The sequence below is a fragment of the Ruminococcus sp. AF17-1AC genome (assembly GCF_003461385.1).
Classification (GTDB): Bacteria; Bacillota; Clostridia; order Oscillospirales; family Ruminococcaceae; genus Hominimerdicola; species Hominimerdicola aceti.
The window spans coordinates 17126-33166 of record NZ_QTWZ01000006.1; the positions used below are offsets into that span (position 1 = coordinate 17126).

The window sequence follows — 16041 nt, forward strand, 5'->3', positions numbered from 1 at the left end:
TTCCTCTTTTCGGATAGTTTATTTTACAAATTGCCATACTGATAATATGCCGAGCAAGCGCCCTCATTTGACACCATGCACGCACCTATAGGGTGTAGCGGTGTGCAGACCTTGCCAAAAACTTTACAGTTTGAGGGCTTGCACTTGCCCTGCAAAACATCTCCACAGCGGCAGGCTGGGTTTGGCTTGCCTGTTATTTTCGGCAGGGCGAATTTTTTTCGTGCGTCAAAGTCGGCATATTCGTCACGGAGTATCATGCCTGACATTGGGATGATACCAAGTCCACGCCACTCGCTGTCGCAGGGGGTCATGACCTTTTCCATAAGCTTTATGGCGGCAGGGTTGCCCTCAGGTTTTACCACTCTCGGATAGCAGTTTCTGAAAAACGGCTCGCCACGCTGAGAAAGCTCTATGGTAACAGCAAGAGCCGTAAGAAGTTCAGCCGCCGTGAAGCCCGTAACAACGCCTGAAACACCCTTTTTCACAAGCTCCTCGCACACGGCTGTGCCTGTGATAGCGTTGACATGACCGGGATACAAAAATGCGTCTGCGCTTCCCTCCAAAGCCTTATAAGCGTTTGGCATGGTCTTGTTTGCACCAAGAATAGAAAAGTTTCCTAGCCCCAGCTTTTTCGCTTTTTCTACTGCAAGGCAGGCTGATGGGGTGGTGGTTTCAAAGCCAACGGCCAGGAACACCACCTGCTCATCTCTATGGCTTTCGGCATATGAAACTGCGTCAAGGGGCGAATAGACCGTCTTTATCACAGCACCCTTTGACCTTGCTCCTGCAAGGCTCATTTCTGTACCGGGTACTCTTATAAGGTCGCCGAAAGTGCATATCACCGCACCTTTTTCAAGAGCGAGCATACAAGCTTCGTCGATAAAGCCAATGGGGGTAACGCACACAGGACAGCCAGGGCCTGAGATAAGCTCAACGCTCTCAGGAAGGAGCTTTCTTATGCCAAGCCTGAAGATCTCGTGGGTGTGAGTACCGCAGACCTCCATTATGCGAAGCTTTTTGCCGTCATCACGTTTGTAGGAGCTTATTATCTCCTTTGCATTTTCTATAGTGTTCATTGGATACTCTCCATTATCTCGTCAGTTTCTTCGCTATCGTCAGAGGTTATCTTTGCGATAGCCACCCCTGCGTGTACCATGACATAATCCCCCACCTCGAGATCGTCGATAAGGTCAGCAGATACCTCTCTTTTTGCACCGCTTGCGTCAATAACAGCAGTGCCCTCGTTTACACTTACTACCTTTGCAGATAAACCTACACACATATCAATACCTCCAAAAAAATTTAATCTATATCACAAAATCAGAAATGAGATACACAGGCGACCAAAGGTCGCCCCAGCTTATTGAAAAAGTTCGACAAAAGCGGGACGTCGAGGGCGCCGTCCCCTACAATTGGCGTAAATACGCTGTTTATATGTAGGGGCGAACAGCGTTCGCCTGTTATTTTGGTATTTTTCAACAGTCTCAGGCGACCAAAGGTCGCCCCTACAGAATAAGAAAATCATCGCCGCAGGCGATACCTTAATTCCTCATTCCTCACTCCTCATTCCTCATTCAGATAAAACGCTTGTCCCAAAGCTATACCACCGTCATTGGCAGGCACAAGGCTGTGGATAAGCACTCTAAGCCCCATTTTTTCAAGGCGGCACTTCACCATTTTAAGCAGAAGCTTGTTCTGAAAAACTCCCCCGCTCAAGGCACAGACCTTTACGCCTGTTCTCTCGCTTATGGTCCTGCACGCCTGTGCGGTCATGTCCGCAAGAAGTGAGTGGAACTCATAGGCAAGGCGGTTTTTGTCCTCGCCATTTTGCATACCCTGGCAAAGACGCTTGATAAGAGCCTGAGTGCAGAGCATTATCCTGCCCTCTTTTTCGGCAGTGAGCTTTTCCATAGGCTCGTAAATGCCAAACGGCTCACTGCTGAATTTTTCTGCCGCAAACTGCAACGCCATGGAAGCTTCGCCCTCAAAGGTAGAAGAACGCCTTATGCCAAGCACCGCAGAAGCGGCGTCAAAAAGCCGTCCTGCGCTTGTGGAGCTTACTGCGTTTACTTTTTTCTCTGCCATTACGAACAGAAGCTTGTACTCTTTCGCTGTACAAATGCCAAGCTTTTCACAGATCTCTCCGCCCCTTTCCCCATAGGCTGAGCCTGCTATCATTGCGGCGATACGCCAGCCCTCTTTAGAGGAAAGATCGCCGCCCACCTGCATGAAGGGCTTTATGCTTCCCATGCGTTCAAAGCCTGTGCGGTCGCAGAGAAGTATCTCTCCTCCCCATATGGTGCCGTCTGTGCCAAAGCCTGTGCCGTCATATGATACACCTATGACCTTTTCGCTATAGTCGTTTTCTGCCATGCAGGATAGGATATGAGCATAGTGGTGCTGGATTTTTTTCAGAGGCAGGTCAATCCCCTCGGCAAATGCAACTGTATTGTATTTGGGGTGCATATCGCAGACTACGTTTTGCGGTGTTGCTTCCAGAAGTTCGCACATACGCTTCACTGACTCCTCAAGCGCCTTTACGGTGCGGATATCAGCCATATCGCCAACGTAGGAAGAGAGATAGTAAAGGCTTCCCTTTCTGATACAGAAAGTATTTTTAAGCTCACCGCCTATGGCAAGGGTCTGACCTTTATCACTGCACGATGTCATAACAGGCAATGGTGCATATCCTCTTGAACGCCTTATTATGTAAGGCTTGCCCTCAAATGTATCCATGACAGTATCGTCTGAGCGTATCAAGATACGTCTGTTGTGGGATAATATCAGGTCACAGAAGCCCGCTATTTCGCTGAGTGCGTCCTCGTCGCTTCGACATATAGGTGCGCCACGGACGTTTCCGCTGGTCATAACAAGGCGGTCGGTCATTTCCACGCCGTCATCGTAATCAAAAAGAAGCAGGTGCAAAGGGGCATAGGGGAGCATTACTCCCACTGTAGGATTATCGGGTGCAACGCTTTCGCAAAGGCTTCCGCTAGTTTTTTTATCAAGAAGCACGATAGGCTTTTGCCAGCCTGTGAGAAGCTTTTCCTGCGCTTCGCCAAAATCGCACTCACGCCTTGCGGCAGAAATATCCTTCAGCATAACGGCAAGTGGTTTTGCAGGGCGGTTTTTAAGCTCTCTGAGCCTTTTCACTGCGCTCTCGTTTTTTGCGTCACAGCAAAGGTGAAAACCGCCTATGCCTTTGACAGCGATTATCTTCCCTGCCATGACGGCTTCTCTTGCGGCGGTGATAGCCTCAGCGCCTTTCTTTTCACTGCCTATGATATAGACCTCCGGACCGCATTTGTTACAGCACACAGGCTGGGCGTCATAACGCCTTGTGGCAGGGTCGGTGTACTCCTCCTCGCAGTCTTTGCACATTGGAAAGTCAGCCATTGTTGTACGCTCTCTGTCATAGGGCATAGAGTCCATAATAGTGAGCCTTGGACCGCACTGAGTACAGTTTATAAAAGGGTGGTGGTATCTTCTGTTTGTTTTGTCGAAAAGCTCTTCCTTGCATTTTTCGCACACTGCAATGTCAGGGGATACGAAAATATCCCCTTTTTCCTTTTCGCTGTCGATTATCTCAAAGCTGTCAAAAGGCGGTTCGTCGGCATGGGCGGAAATTATCTCCATTATCACCGAACGCTCAGGGGGACGGCTTTCAAGGGCTTTTTTCAAGTCCTCCACAGCCTTTTCACTGCCCTGTGCGTGTATCTCAACATAAGAGCCTTTGTTTGCCACAGTGCCGCAAAGTCCAAGGTCTGACGCTTCACGGCTAACAAAAGGTCGGAAGCCCACGCCCTGAACGATACCATAAACACGAATCATCTCAGTTTTCATCAGATAAGCTCCCTGACGGTGTCCTTTATCTCGTCCTCTGCTTCACTGCTGAGAACGTCTATAAGCACGTCCTCAAACTCCTCACCGTCCTGACCCTCATCTATGGCGGCATTTCTGAGCCTGCCTAACATTCTCACAGTATGCACTGTAGGTCTGCGACGAACGGAGTCCATGAGAATGTTCTCGTAACCTCTGCCGTAAAACTGCTCCATATATCTCACCACGGCACTTGTCATGCTGATATCAGCCATGGGGTGTCTTTCGAGAAATCTAAGCAAAGGCAAAACTGCGTTTATGCCCTCGCCGCTTTCGTCAAGCCCCTCCATGCAGTTTTCGGCTTCATATTCAAACTCCTCTGAGCCGAGATATTCTTCAAGACGCTCTATAATTTCTTCTGTCATATCTTTTCACTCTCTCCCTGCAAAAGTCTGCCCGAAAGTCCAAAATGTGGAAAATCTACAAACTCGCCCTTGAAATTTTTCATAACACGTCTGAGGGTCTTGTCTGCGATAACAACGTCATAGTTATCACCAACATTGTCGCAAAGGTCGCTTTCGTCTGCAAGGAAAAAATCACTCTGCTGCAAAAGCTCCTTTTTCTGCATAAAAAACGTTGCCGATGTGCAATGACACTTGCCGCTTTTTTCTGTGATAAGCTTTCTTACAGCGTCAGCCGCTGTTTGGTTATGTATCACAAGGACGTTTTTATCCGCAAAGTTATCAGCTTTTTGCACTATCTCCTCAGGCAGACAGCTTTGTGGATATTCTATCTCATAAGGCGTGCCGAACTTTTCTTTGAGATACTCCGCCGCCTTTATTGCCGCCGCTGAACAGACTATGTTCATCTCTGCCGCAGCCGCATTTTTCACATCATCAAGGGTGCTTCCCATGCCATAGCATATAACATTCTCCCAACCCTTTGCCTTATATTCCGCCACTATCTTCTCGGGGCTTATGATACTAAGCTCCAAAGGCGTTGCACCTATAATGCCAAGCCTGCCTTTCTGAACAGGCTTGCTCTCAGTGGCAAAGGTCTTGAAAAGCTCTATCCACACCGGCTCTGAGCCACTGTCGTAATAGTTCGTGCCTGTACACTCGGCTGTTATGCAAGGCAGACCGGTTTTCTTTTCCGCCATTCGTTTCAACGCTCTCATATCTGTTGCGATGACAGCAGGCACAGGTGTGCCTATTATGGCGGTAAAGGCTGGTCTTATCTGCTCACAGGCTTTGGAGAGCTTTTCGATGAGCCTGTCGTCACGTCCTAAAATTGCGTCCATATCACGAAGCCCCGCGCTGAAAACTGCGCTCTTTTTGGTAAACCACCTTGGCTCGTCAAAGCCACAGACGTTGCCTGCACAGCCGCCTGCGTCGCATATTACCATTAGTCCTCCAAGCTCGTAAAGCACTGCCGACGCACCTGATTGGTCAGGGGCAAAGGGTGACAAAAGCTTCAAAAGATTTTTCATTTATCCTCCGCTCCTTTCCTGTCAAGTGCCTTTTCAAGGTCGCAAAACAGCTTTTTCACTCCTGCATAGCCAAAAGGCTGTATCTCGTCATTAAAGTCCGCTCCTGCTATGTCAGGGTGATAATAGGCACAGTCCTTGCCGATATAAACGTTCACCCTCTCGTCAGGCTCATAAAAGAGCATTGTAGGGGAGAGGTTTGAATATATTTTTGTTTCAGGTGAGAGCTGTGCTATCTTTTTCACAAAGCCGAAATTTCGCTCTCCCACAGTTCCGAATATCTCCGCCACCTTGAAGCCGTATCTTATAAGAGCCAATGCCATTTCTATAGGGTCGCAGTTTGAAAACTCGCCCACTGCAAAGCACAGCCCTTTATGCTTTTCTCTGAAATCATCTATAAGAGCCATGGTCTGCTCATAATACTCTTTATCGCAAAGCTCCGCTCCTATCGCCTGACCCAGCAGACGATACTGCGTAGATATCTTGTCAGCCTGAAAAACTCTCGCAAGCTCTATAAAAGGTATGTTAAGCTCCTGCTCCATTTGCTGGGCGGCATATCTTGCTTCCGCATTGAGTACAAGGGAAAAATTCGCTTGTGACATTTTTTCATATTCCTCGAAGGTATCGCACCTTGAAAGCTCCCTTATGGTCTTTACGCCTGCACTTTTCAGCAGACTGTAAAGCTCGCAATCCTCCTGCAAGGGTGAGAAATAACCGAGGATATTCACCTCGTCAGACTTTCTCTTGCGAGATTTCAAAAGGGAATACACCGATTTTCGCACTGAAGCCATAGGGGGCAGACGCTTTTCCCTTGTAAGGGCATACATATAGCATGGCACAACAGGCACGCCTGCTCGGTCGCTGGATTTTCTGCACACTCTGTCCATATCAGTACCGAGGAGAGCGTCAACGCAGGTTATACATATCATCACCGCTGAGGGAGTGTAATCAAGGCTTTGACGTACCTCCTCCACGGCTTTCGGTATCTTTGTAAGGTGTCTGCCTGTGACGATATCGGTATCGTCAAGAAGCAGGTAGAAAAATCTGTCGCCGTAGCCGCTTTCCGCACTGAGCATAGTGGTGTTTCGTCCACAGCAGGCAGGAGCCACAAGAAGCATAACCGAATTTGGCACTGCAAGTCCTGCTCTTTTTACACCAAAGCCCTGCGCTCCCGGTGAATTGAACGCCAATGTTGCGGGGGAGCTGTAGATAAGGTGCTTTGCCGAAAGAAGCTCGTCAGGGATATTATCCTTTCCCTTTTGGGCAAGCTCCGCCGCTGTTATGCAAAACGCTTTAGTCATCGTTGTCCTCCTGAATAAGAGTCCGGGCAAGCTTCAAAAAGCATTTTGCCGCCTGACAGTCAGGCTCGCCCTCTATAACGGTCATGCCCTTATCCTCACATCTGATGATATCGTCGCTTCTTGGAATATCCGCAACGATATCAAGTCCTGCGCTTTCTGCAAAGGCTCTGACCTTTTCTTCCTCGCCCTCAACGTTTCGCCTGTTCATGACGATACCACGGACTTTTGCATAGCTTCTGTCGGCAAAGTTTTTCACCGCACTGTTTATATTATTTGCGGCATACAATGCCATTTTCTCGCCTGAGGTGACGATAAGCACCTTTGAAGCGTAGCCCTCTCTGATAGGTGCGGCGAAACCTCCGCACACAACGTCTCCGAGAACGTCATAAAGCACAACGTCAGGCTTATATTTTTCAAAAAGCTTTAAGTCTTCAAGCAGGCTGAACGTGGTGATTATACCTCTGCCTGCACAGCCAAGTCCGGGGGTAGGACCGCCTGTTTCTATACAAAGCACTCCGCCATAGCCCTCTTTTGATATCTCTTCTATGCTCTCAGGCTCGTCATCATGCTCTCTGAGATAATTCATCACAGGCATAACAGGCTCGCCCCCAAGAAGATTTATGGTAGAGTCAGCCTTTGGGTCACAGCCTATTTGTATAACTCTTTTCCCAAGACTTGCAAATGCGGCGGCAAGGTTTCCCGTAACTGTGGATTTTCCTATTCCGCCCTTTCCGTAAACGGCTATTTTTATCATAAAAGTATCCGTGCAAAAGCACGTTCCTCCTTTTTATAGGTTAAGTATTTTGCTTACATCTTTATCTATCAGATCGGGGATATCTTTAAGAAAACATCTTCCCGAAAAAGCAACGTGCGGCAGTGAAACAAAGCTTGCCTCTTTGCATATGGGTCTGAAAAGCGGGTCTGCTATGACGGTCTTATGCTGTGAAAAAAGCTTTTCAAGCTCTGCTTCTTCCTCGCAGAAAATGTCCGTCCCTGACAGCACCTCGCTGTTTCTTATGCCAACTGTCGCCACAGTTTTTGCGCCAAGTTCAGCCCCAAGGGAAGAAGCAAAAACGCTTTCCCCTGCAACTATCATATGAGCATTCTCTACAGCTTTTTCACCGCAGGAATTTATACAAACGCCCTCTGACGCTGCTCTTTTCAGGTCAGCGGAAAGCTTTTTGGAAAAGCTTTTTCCCACAGGCACGCCCACAACATATGGCACTCCATAGGTATCAAAAAGATACTTTGCCGCAGCTATCCCGTCTGAGGATATAACAAGGCTTACAGCCGCCTGTGGTGCGGTAGAAATCTCATCAAGACTGCTGTCCATAGCAAAACAGCTTTGCACTGAAAAGCTGTTATCCAAAAGCCACTTTTTTATGGAGCTTACGCTTGTATTCACTGAAAAGTCAAGAGGCGTTGCACCAATAATATTCACTGAATTTGCCTGCTTTTCTTTTCCCTCACTGCAGAAAAGCTTTGCGATACTAAGAAAAGCCCCCTCTGCTCCTTGAAGATAGGAATGAGTGCCGTTGGTATCAACGAAAAATGTGGTCAGACCCGTTTCACGCTCTATCTCCTCAGCGGCTGAACTGTAGTCAAAGCCTGTCATCGCAGGCATTGGCGAACCACAAATGGCTATGAATTTGGGTGAAAGCTCACCTGCCGCTTTCGCCACATCACGAATGAACTTGCTGTCATTGCCCATAACGGCTTCCGCTTCTGTTAGTGCAGAAATATATATCATGCTTTTGCGGTCATACCAGCGTGGCTCGTCATGGGTGGCGTAGGTGGAATTACAGCCCGAAGCGTCATGGACGACGGTCATTCCACCAAGCTCATAAAGCGCCGAGCATACTCCCGAAGTATCCGCCGCATATATGGATATCACTTTTGCATTCATAGACAGCTTTCACACCCCCAGCCCTTGTGTTGTATCACCTTACGTCTGTCCTTTTTGTTTACTGCTCCCTCAGCCATAAGCTCTGCAAGCCTTTTTATGCCCTCAAAGCCGTATCCCCCGCCCCCTGCGACTATATCAACGAAATTATCAGTCTGGCAGAAAAACGCTGCTTTCTGACCTACTGCAAGATATTTTTCTTCGCACTGTGAAAACTCCATTTTCACATTCACAGTAGGGAGAATTTCAAGGTCGTGGCAATTGGCTTTCAGCCACTCAAAATCTGCCCTTTCCTCCTCTGAAAAGCTGTCGGCGTAGCAACGCTTCACATTGAAGCCTTTCTCTGCAAGAAGTCTGCAAAAGCCAAGGGGTCTTGGCAGAGCAGTATAATCCACGGCTATAGGCATATTTCCAACTATCTCAAGGGCATTTGCAAGAGCCTTGTCGGCGGCTTCTCTATCAGCAGAAAAGTCAGGCATTTTCACACCAAGCTGGGTGCAAAGCCTGCTGTAATTTTTCTCTATCTCATCATAGCCATAGCACAAGGGCAGATACAAATGCTTTGTGCCAAGTCGCTTTTCAAGCTCCTCTCCTGACGGCTTTGCCGTGGGGATATAGGTGATATTCAAAGAGCTTTCCGCCATGGAGAGATACTCCTCATAGGTCTTGCACTTTGTTATGTCAAGAAGCTCAAAGCCTGCTGAGTTTATTATTTTTACAAGCTCGGAGGCTTCGTCCGTGGCTCTGTCACAGCCTATTATAGCCGCCGTTTTAGGCTTCTTTTCGCACTTTTCAAGTGGCTCGTAAAGCTGTTTTCTCATAAGGCTGTCGGGGGAGATAGACTTTCTCATGGTTGGCGTCATGTAGCAATCTATAAAATGCACCTGCGGAAACAATGCCGAAAGCTCGTCTATTATCATTTTGAAGTCACAGCCTGCAAAAAGGTGGACGCAGCTTAAAAAAATCAAAACGCACTTTGGCTTTTCCTCAAGCCTGTTTATTATATCCCTCACTCCGTCGATAATGTCCTGTTCCATTGTGCCGTCATACAGATCCTGCTCAGAAACAGTCACCCATGACATTCTGTCCATGGCATTCATCTCTGCCGCAGTGAGGATAACGCCCCTCAGGCAGCCCTGTGCGCAGACAAATATCTGCCGCGACTCAGGGATAAGCATACCGGTATGGACGATATTCCACACGCCCCTTGTGGGGGGATTATATTCAAGACCGCTTTCAAAAGGCGCAGGAAAAGCCGCCTTCGTTATATTTATGCCGCTCTCTTTTATCATTTTTCTTCTCCAATACCGCACAGCTCGGCTATCTTATCCGCAAGGGCTTTATACTGCTTTGCCGCAGTGCTGTCAGGAAAAGCTTCCATGACAGTTTTGCGCATATCCTCAGCTTCGCTCACAAGGTCGCTTCGGTCTATCTCGGCTATCACAGAGCTGTGAAAATCAGCCGCAAGCTCTGCCGCTTTTTCCTCCTCGTTTTTTACGTTGCGTTTATTGAGGATAAAGCCGCCAAGTGAAGCATATCCACGGCTTTTGAAATTTTCCACCGCCATTGCGATGTTTGCGGCGGCATATACAGACATACTCTCGCCTGATGTGATGATAAACACCTTATCGGCATAACCCTTTCGCATTGGCATTGAAAAACCTCCGCACACCACGTCTCCGAGAACGTCATAGATAACAACGTCAGGCTGATATTTTTCATATGCGCCTTTTTTTTCAAGCTCCTCCAAAGCGGCGATTATACCTCTGCCTGCACAGCCAAGCCCCGGGACCGGACCGCCTGCTTCAACGCACACAACACCGTTATAGCCTACCCTTACCATATCTTCAAGGTCAAAGCTTTCGCCTTTTCGCACAAGGTCAAGAACGGTGGGTATCTTCTCGCCACCATGGAGAAATATGGTGGAGTCAGCCTTTGGGTCACAGCCTATCTGCATGACTTTCAGCCCTTTTTGTGCAAGTGCAATACTGACGTTTGATGCCGCCGTTGACTTTCCTATTCCGCCTTTTCCGTAAAAAGCAAGCTTTATCATTATCTGTGATCTCCTCTTGATATCTTTATTTTATAGCCTATGGACTCCATTCGTCTTTCAAGGCAAGCCCTGCACTGTGCAGACTCGTCACCTGTGCATATCTTGTTGTCATAGAGCATATATTTTTTTCTCACTGCCACAGGGGACAGATTCGGCATTATGACGTTCGCACCTGACAGCACCCCTTGTTCTCTCCCTTTGGGGTTTATAGTACCAAGGGCTGTGGTGGCAGGCAAAAGAACGTCGGGGAGCATTATCCTGCAAATGCTCAGCAGAAAGAGGGTAAGCTCATATGAGCCTTGCGGACAGCTTCTGAAAGGCGTGTCCTTATGTGGGAGAAAAGGTCCAATGCCTATCATTTCAGGCTTGAGATCGCACATAAACTCCATATCCTCAGCAAGGCACTCCACCGTCTGATAAGGCGAGCCTATCATCATTCCACAGCCTGTCTGATAGCCTATCTCTTTAAGATCTGAAAGGCACTCCATTCGGTTTTTCCAAGACATTTCGGCTGGGTGGAGCTTTTTGTAATGCTCCTCGTCGGCAGTTTCGTGCCTGAGAAGATACCGGTCTGCACCTGCATTGAAAAAGGCTTCATAGTCATCACGGCTTTTCTCACCTAGGGACAATGTCACCGCACAGTCAGGGTGACGCTTTTTTATCTCGCTGACGATACCACAGAGCATTTCTCTGTCATAGAAAGCGTCCTCACCGCTTTGAAGCACAAAGGTACGAAAACCATAGCCGTAGCCCTCGTCACAGCACTGCAAGATCTCCTCAGCGGTAAGCCTGTATCTGCTCACGTTGCCGTTTGAGCGCCTTATTCCGCAGTAAAGGCAATCGTTTTTGCAGATGTTTGAAAACTCCACTATGCCCCTTATGTAGATATCCTTGCCGAACATTCCCTGCGAAATGCCCCTTGCAAGCTCTGCGGCATAGGCTATGTCGCTCTCGTCATATTCTTTTATAAGCTTCACCCATTCATCGTGGGAAAGCTTTTTCTCGCAGTTTAGTTTATCAATAAGTTCTCTGACCGCCATTGTGATCTTCAAGCTCCTTTACAAGATGTGGAAACACTTCGATGCTCCGTTTGAGAATACCCTTCATATAGGCAATTGCAATGCCATAATTTGTGAACGGCACGTCTGCGTCACAAGCACATTTCATTCTGTAGGTAAGCTCTTTTGAGCCGAGCATACAGCCGCCACAGTGTATGCAAAGCGCAAAGTCTGAAAGCTCCTCTGGAAAGCCGTGACCTGATGACAGCACTATCTCAAGATTCTTGCCTGTATATTCTTTCAGCCAGTTCGGAAGCTTCACAGAGCCTATATCACCGCACTGTCTGTGATGTGTACAGCCCTCTGAAATAAGCACCTTGTCACCGTCTTTAAGATCGTCGATAGCTTTCACGCCCTTTACTGCGGCGTCAAGAAAGCCCTTATATCTAGCCATAAGGATAGAAAACGAGGTGAGAGGGATATCCTCGGGAGCATCCTTTGAAACTCTTGCGAAAGCCTGACTATCCGTTATAACAAGCGCAGGCTTCTCTATCCTGCCAAGCACTCCTGAAAGCTCAGTTTCTCTTACCACCACTGCACAGGCGTTTGCTTCAAGAACATCTCTTATGGCCTGCTGTTGTGGCAGGATAAGCCTACCCTTTGGTGCGGCACTGTCGATAGGGGTGACAAGCACCACCATATCGTCAGGCTTTATAAGGTCGCCCACAAGCTTCATTGTCATGGTGTCTGTTTCAGTGAGCTTTGCAACGGCGTTTTTAAGCTCCTCTATGCCTGTTTTCTCTTTTGCGCTGACGTACACTGCGCCCTCCTCTTTTGGGATATCAGTGAGCAGGTCGGCTTTGTTTTTGGCTATGATAAAAGGTATGTTTTTCTCTTTAAATATTGAGATAAGCTGTTTTTCGCAGTCGCCAAGGGGCAAGGTGCAATCGGTAACAAGAACTGCGCAATCTGTTCTGTTTAGTATCTGCTTAGTTTTCTTAACACGAAGCTCTCCAAGCTTGCCCTCGTCGTCAAAGCCTGGGGTATCTATTATCACAACAGGGCCAAGGGGCAAAAGCTCCATTGCCTTTGTAACAGGGTCGGTGGTAGTGCCTTTCGTATCGGATACCACTGCAAGATCCTGATTTGTTACTGCATTCACAACGCTTGATTTTCCTGCGTTTCGTCTGCCGAAAAATCCTATATGTATACGTTCTCCGCTTGGTGCGTCATTAAGTCCCATTGCAAAAGCTCCTCTCAAAAAAATAAGCCATACCCCTATGGATACAGCTTTTCTATAGCAAAACAAGACCACACGATAGTGCAGTTTTCTGCTTGATGTGTATTCTTTCGCCTTAAAGGAGAAAACTCGTTTTCGGCGTCAGGGTCACAAATATTTATTAGATTTTTACTGTGGCGAATAAAGGGTCTTGGCGGTCACTCCCTCAAGCCTGCCTATCTTGCCTGCAAGTGAATTTATAACGTCCTGCGGAGCGTCAACTGCCACGCTTATTATGTTCATGCCACGCTCTCGGTATGGCAGACCCATTCGTCCTATTATATACTCGGCATGCTCATGAAGAATTGCGTTTATCTCCTGCGCAGAACCGTTATCGTGTGCGATTATTGCAAGTATTGCCACACGGGTATCCATAAAACACCCCCGTAATGTAAAAGTGTACTTTGTCTTACTTTATGATAGCACGATTTGTTGGCGTTGTCAATTGGAAGTTATCTATTTGAATAAAATTTTTAGATAACAATCGAATAAAATATATGACATATACTATTGACAAGTAGAGTTAGCCATGGTAAACTTATTTTGTGAAGTTCTTTTAGATGAAACATAAGAATAAAATATAGCTATGGAGGAAAAGACAATGACTCTTGATAAGCTTAAAACGGGTGAGTCTGCCGTAATAAAAGCGGTAGGCGGCGAGGGTGCGCTTAGGCTGCGTTTTCTCGACATGGGACTTATACCCAAAACAAAGGTGAAAATGCTAAAGCGTGCGCCAATGGGCGACCCTCTTGATATCGTGCTGAGAGGCTACGAGCTGACGCTCAGGATAGAGGACGCAAAAAACATAGAGATAGAAAAAACAGAGGAGAATGACCATATATGAGATTTGCCCTTGCAGGAAATCAGAACTGTGGAAAGACCACGCTTTTTAACGCCCTTACAGGGTCTAATCAGCACGTTGGAAACTTTCCCGGTGTAACAGTCGAGCAGAAGGTCGGTGACATAAAGGGGCAGAAAAACTGCACTGTGGTGGATCTGCCGGGAATATACTCACTGCGCCCTTACACGCAGGAAGAGATCGTCACCCGTGACTACATAATAAATGAAAAGCCTGACGGCATTATAAACATTGTTGACGCCACCAATATAGAACGAAATCTGTATCTCACTTTACAGCTTCTTGAACTGCGTGTGCCAATGGTGCTTGCCTTAAACATGATGGACGAGGTAAGAGCCAACGGTGGAACGATAGACGTAAAAATGATGAGCGACGCACTTGGCATACCTGTTATACCGGTAAGTGCGGCAAAGGGCGAGGGTATCTCAGACCTTATCGATAAGGCTGTAGAAACTGCCCGAAACAAGACAAAGCCTGTTGTCACAGACTTTTGTGCTGACGACTCCCCTGTTCACAGATGTATACACGCAGTTGTTCATCTCATCATGGATCACGCTAATCGAGTGGGCATACCGCCGAGATTTTGTGCTTCAAAGCTTATTGAGGGTGATAAGAATATCGAGGATCAGCTTGAGCTTAATCAAAACGAGCTGGAGCTTCTCGAACACTGCATAGTGGAAATGGAGGACGAATCAAAGCTTGACAGAAATGCGGCGCTTGCAGATATGCGATACGACTTTATCGAGAAAGTCGTTGCCATAAGCGTTGTGAAATGCCACGAGAGCCGAGAACACAAGCGGAGCGTAAAAATAGACCGCATACTAACGGGAAAATACACTGCACTGCCTGTATTTTTCGGGATAATGTTTCTTGTATTTTTCCTCACATTCAATGTTATCGGCTCGACCCTTTCCGATTGGCTTTCCCTTGGTATAGACAAGCTCACCGACCTAGCAGACAAAGGGCTTACAGCCTACGGCATAAACCCTGTTGTGCACAGCCTTATAATAGACGGAGTTTTTGCAGGCGTTGGAAGCGTTCTAAGCTTTTTGCCTATAATAGTGACGCTGTTCTTTTTCCTTTCCATACTGGAGGACACGGGCTACATGGCACGAGTGGCATTCGTAATGGACAAGCTTCTTAGAAAGATCGGTCTTTCGGGACGAAGCTTTGTGCCTATGCTCATAGGCTTCGGCTGTTCAGTGCCTGCCATAATGGCGACGAGAACGCTTGTATCAGACCGTGACAGAAAAATGACCATACTTCTTACCCCTTACATGAGCTGTTCGGCAAAGATACCTATTTACGCAGTTTTCTGTGCAGCATTTTTCAAAAAATATCAGGCGCTTGTGATGATAGGCTTATACATAACGGGCATAGTGCTTGGGATAATAGTTGCACTGATACTGAAAAATACAGCTTTCCGTGGCAAGCCTGTGCCGTTTGTAATGGAGCTTCCAAACTATCGTCTTCCTTCGGCAAAAAGCGTAGGACTTCTTCTTTGGGACAAGGCAAAGGACTTTATACAAAGAGCTTTCACAGTTATATTCTTTGCGACTATCATAATATGGTTTTTGGAGACCTTTGACGCAAAGCTCAACGTTGTGAAAGACTCCTCCGACAGCCTGCTCGCTCTTATCGGTCAGGCTATATCGCCAATATTCAAGCCTTTGGGCTTTGCAGATTGGAGAGTGACCACCTCGCTTATATCGGGCTTCACTGCGAAAGAGGCGGTAGTAAGCACAATGGCGGTACTGATGAACACAAGCACTGCAAACCTTGGCACTGCTCTTTCTGGAGCATTCTCCACCCTTTCCGCACTGAGCTTTCTCGTATTCACCCTGCTTTACACCCCATGTGTTGCGGCGGTGGCGACCATAAAGAGAGAACTTGATTCAAGGATACAGACAGTAGGCGTTGTGATAATGCAGTGCATGGTGGCATGGCTTTGCGGCTGTGCGGTATATCAGATAGGAGCGTTATTATGAATACAGCCGACTGGATAGTGGTGATACTTCTGCTTTTATGGGCAGTGGCGGCGGCAATAAGTATATCAAAGCAAAAGAAAAAAGGTAAATGCTGCGGCTGTTGTTCACACTGTAACAGCAGATGCGGAAAAAAATAAGGCATAAAAATAGCGGAGAACTGCAAATAAAATGCGTTCTCCGCCATTTTATTAATATATAAGCAACACTAAGAAAATCAAAAATTTACAATACATCTGACTTTTTTCGTTAATACACCTGACAAATAAGCAAAAATGTGATATAATATAGCTTAGGGTGAAGTTATCTACCTTGTTTTTTGAGATATGGTTAGTTCGGTCTAACTTTATAAAGAAAA

The 16041-nt window shown here is 47.1% G+C and carries 16 protein-coding genes; 3 read left to right on the forward strand and 13 right to left on the reverse strand.

Annotated features, from left to right (window positions below; translation table 11 throughout):
• Nucleotides 1-23: 23 nt before the first annotated feature.
• From hypD to DWW81_RS05755, 13 genes are all read right to left on the reverse strand, one after another.
• The gene (hypD, locus tag DWW81_RS05695; protein WP_117896522.1) at nucleotides 24-1076 is read right to left on the reverse strand and encodes a hydrogenase formation protein HypD; all 1053 of its coding nucleotides are present in this window, start codon (nucleotides 1074-1076) and stop codon (nucleotides 24-26) included.
• Entirely contained in the window at nucleotides 1073-1282 is a 210-nt protein-coding gene (locus tag DWW81_RS05700) for a HypC/HybG/HupF family hydrogenase formation chaperone (protein ID WP_022287101.1), read from the reverse strand. Before DWW81_RS05700 ends, hypD begins: the two co-directional genes overlap by 4 nt.
• A 281-nt stretch (nucleotides 1283-1563) precedes the next feature.
• Nucleotides 1564-3843 carry a carbamoyltransferase HypF gene (hypF, locus tag DWW81_RS05705; protein ID WP_117896523.1) on the reverse strand — a complete coding sequence of 760 codons (2280 nt, stop codon included), beginning with the start codon at nucleotides 3841-3843 and terminating at the stop codon, nucleotides 1564-1566.
• Nucleotides 3843-4244 carry a hypothetical protein gene (locus DWW81_RS05710; protein ID WP_117896524.1) on the reverse strand — a complete coding sequence of 134 codons (402 nt, stop codon included), beginning with the start codon at nucleotides 4242-4244 and terminating at the stop codon, nucleotides 3843-3845. The genes hypF and DWW81_RS05710 overlap by 1 nt, the downstream gene beginning before the upstream one ends.
• Complete coding sequence (locus DWW81_RS05715) at nucleotides 4241-5308, reverse strand: nitrogenase component 1 (protein WP_117896525.1); 1068 nt, start codon at nucleotides 5306-5308, stop codon at nucleotides 4241-4243. The genes DWW81_RS05710 and DWW81_RS05715 overlap by 4 nt, the downstream gene beginning before the upstream one ends.
• Entirely contained in the window at nucleotides 5305-6606 is a 1302-nt protein-coding gene (locus tag DWW81_RS05720; RefSeq protein ID WP_117896526.1) for a nitrogenase component 1, read from the reverse strand. The genes DWW81_RS05715 and DWW81_RS05720 overlap by 4 nt, the downstream gene beginning before the upstream one ends.
• A complete protein-coding gene (locus tag DWW81_RS05725) occupies nucleotides 6599-7360 on the reverse strand; it encodes a nitrogenase iron protein NifH (RefSeq protein WP_117896527.1) in 762 nt (253 codons plus the stop codon). Before DWW81_RS05725 ends, DWW81_RS05720 begins: the two co-directional genes overlap by 8 nt.
• Before the next feature lie 33 nt (nucleotides 7361-7393).
• Entirely contained in the window at nucleotides 7394-8512 is a 1119-nt protein-coding gene (locus DWW81_RS05730) for a nitrogenase component 1 (protein WP_117896528.1), read from the reverse strand.
• Complete coding sequence (locus DWW81_RS05735) at nucleotides 8509-9801, reverse strand: nitrogenase component 1 (protein ID WP_117896529.1); 1293 nt, start codon at nucleotides 9799-9801, stop codon at nucleotides 8509-8511. The genes DWW81_RS05730 and DWW81_RS05735 overlap by 4 nt, the downstream gene beginning before the upstream one ends.
• Nucleotides 9798-10562, reverse strand: a complete 765-nt coding sequence (locus tag DWW81_RS05740; RefSeq protein WP_117896530.1) for a nitrogenase iron protein NifH — start codon at nucleotides 10560-10562, stop codon at nucleotides 9798-9800. The genes DWW81_RS05735 and DWW81_RS05740 overlap by 4 nt, the downstream gene beginning before the upstream one ends.
• On the reverse strand, nucleotides 10562-11602 hold the full coding sequence (gene hydE, locus DWW81_RS05745) for a [FeFe] hydrogenase H-cluster radical SAM maturase HydE (RefSeq protein WP_117896531.1): 1041 nt from the start codon (nucleotides 11600-11602) through the stop codon (nucleotides 10562-10564). Before hydE ends, DWW81_RS05740 begins: the two co-directional genes overlap by 1 nt.
• Complete coding sequence (hydF, locus tag DWW81_RS05750; RefSeq protein WP_117896532.1) at nucleotides 11580-12803, reverse strand: [FeFe] hydrogenase H-cluster maturation GTPase HydF; 1224 nt, start codon at nucleotides 12801-12803, stop codon at nucleotides 11580-11582. The genes hydE and hydF overlap by 23 nt, the downstream gene beginning before the upstream one ends.
• A 165-nt stretch (nucleotides 12804-12968) precedes the next feature.
• Nucleotides 12969-13214: a TM1266 family iron-only hydrogenase system putative regulator gene (locus DWW81_RS05755; RefSeq protein ID WP_022287112.1), complete on the reverse strand. Its 246-nt coding sequence runs from the start codon at nucleotides 13212-13214 to the stop codon at nucleotides 12969-12971.
• Between the two features lie 226 nt (nucleotides 13215-13440).
• Between DWW81_RS05755 and DWW81_RS05760 the strand changes: the two genes are divergently transcribed.
• Genes DWW81_RS05760 through DWW81_RS05770 form a run of 3 tightly spaced genes read left to right on the forward strand, consistent with a single transcriptional unit; the run spans nucleotide 13441 to nucleotide 15823 of the window.
• The gene (locus DWW81_RS05760) at nucleotides 13441-13683 is read left to right on the forward strand and encodes a FeoA family protein (protein ID WP_022287113.1); all 243 of its coding nucleotides are present in this window, start codon (nucleotides 13441-13443) and stop codon (nucleotides 13681-13683) included.
• Complete coding sequence (gene feoB / locus DWW81_RS05765; protein WP_117896533.1) at nucleotides 13680-15686, forward strand: ferrous iron transport protein B; 2007 nt, start codon at nucleotides 13680-13682, stop codon at nucleotides 15684-15686. The genes DWW81_RS05760 and feoB overlap by 4 nt, the downstream gene beginning before the upstream one ends.
• Nucleotides 15683-15823, forward strand: coding sequence for a FeoB-associated Cys-rich membrane protein (locus DWW81_RS05770; protein WP_181982677.1), 141 nt, complete (start codon nucleotides 15683-15685; stop codon nucleotides 15821-15823). Before feoB ends, DWW81_RS05770 begins: the two co-directional genes overlap by 4 nt.
• The last annotated feature ends 218 nt before the right edge of the window (nucleotides 15824-16041 follow it).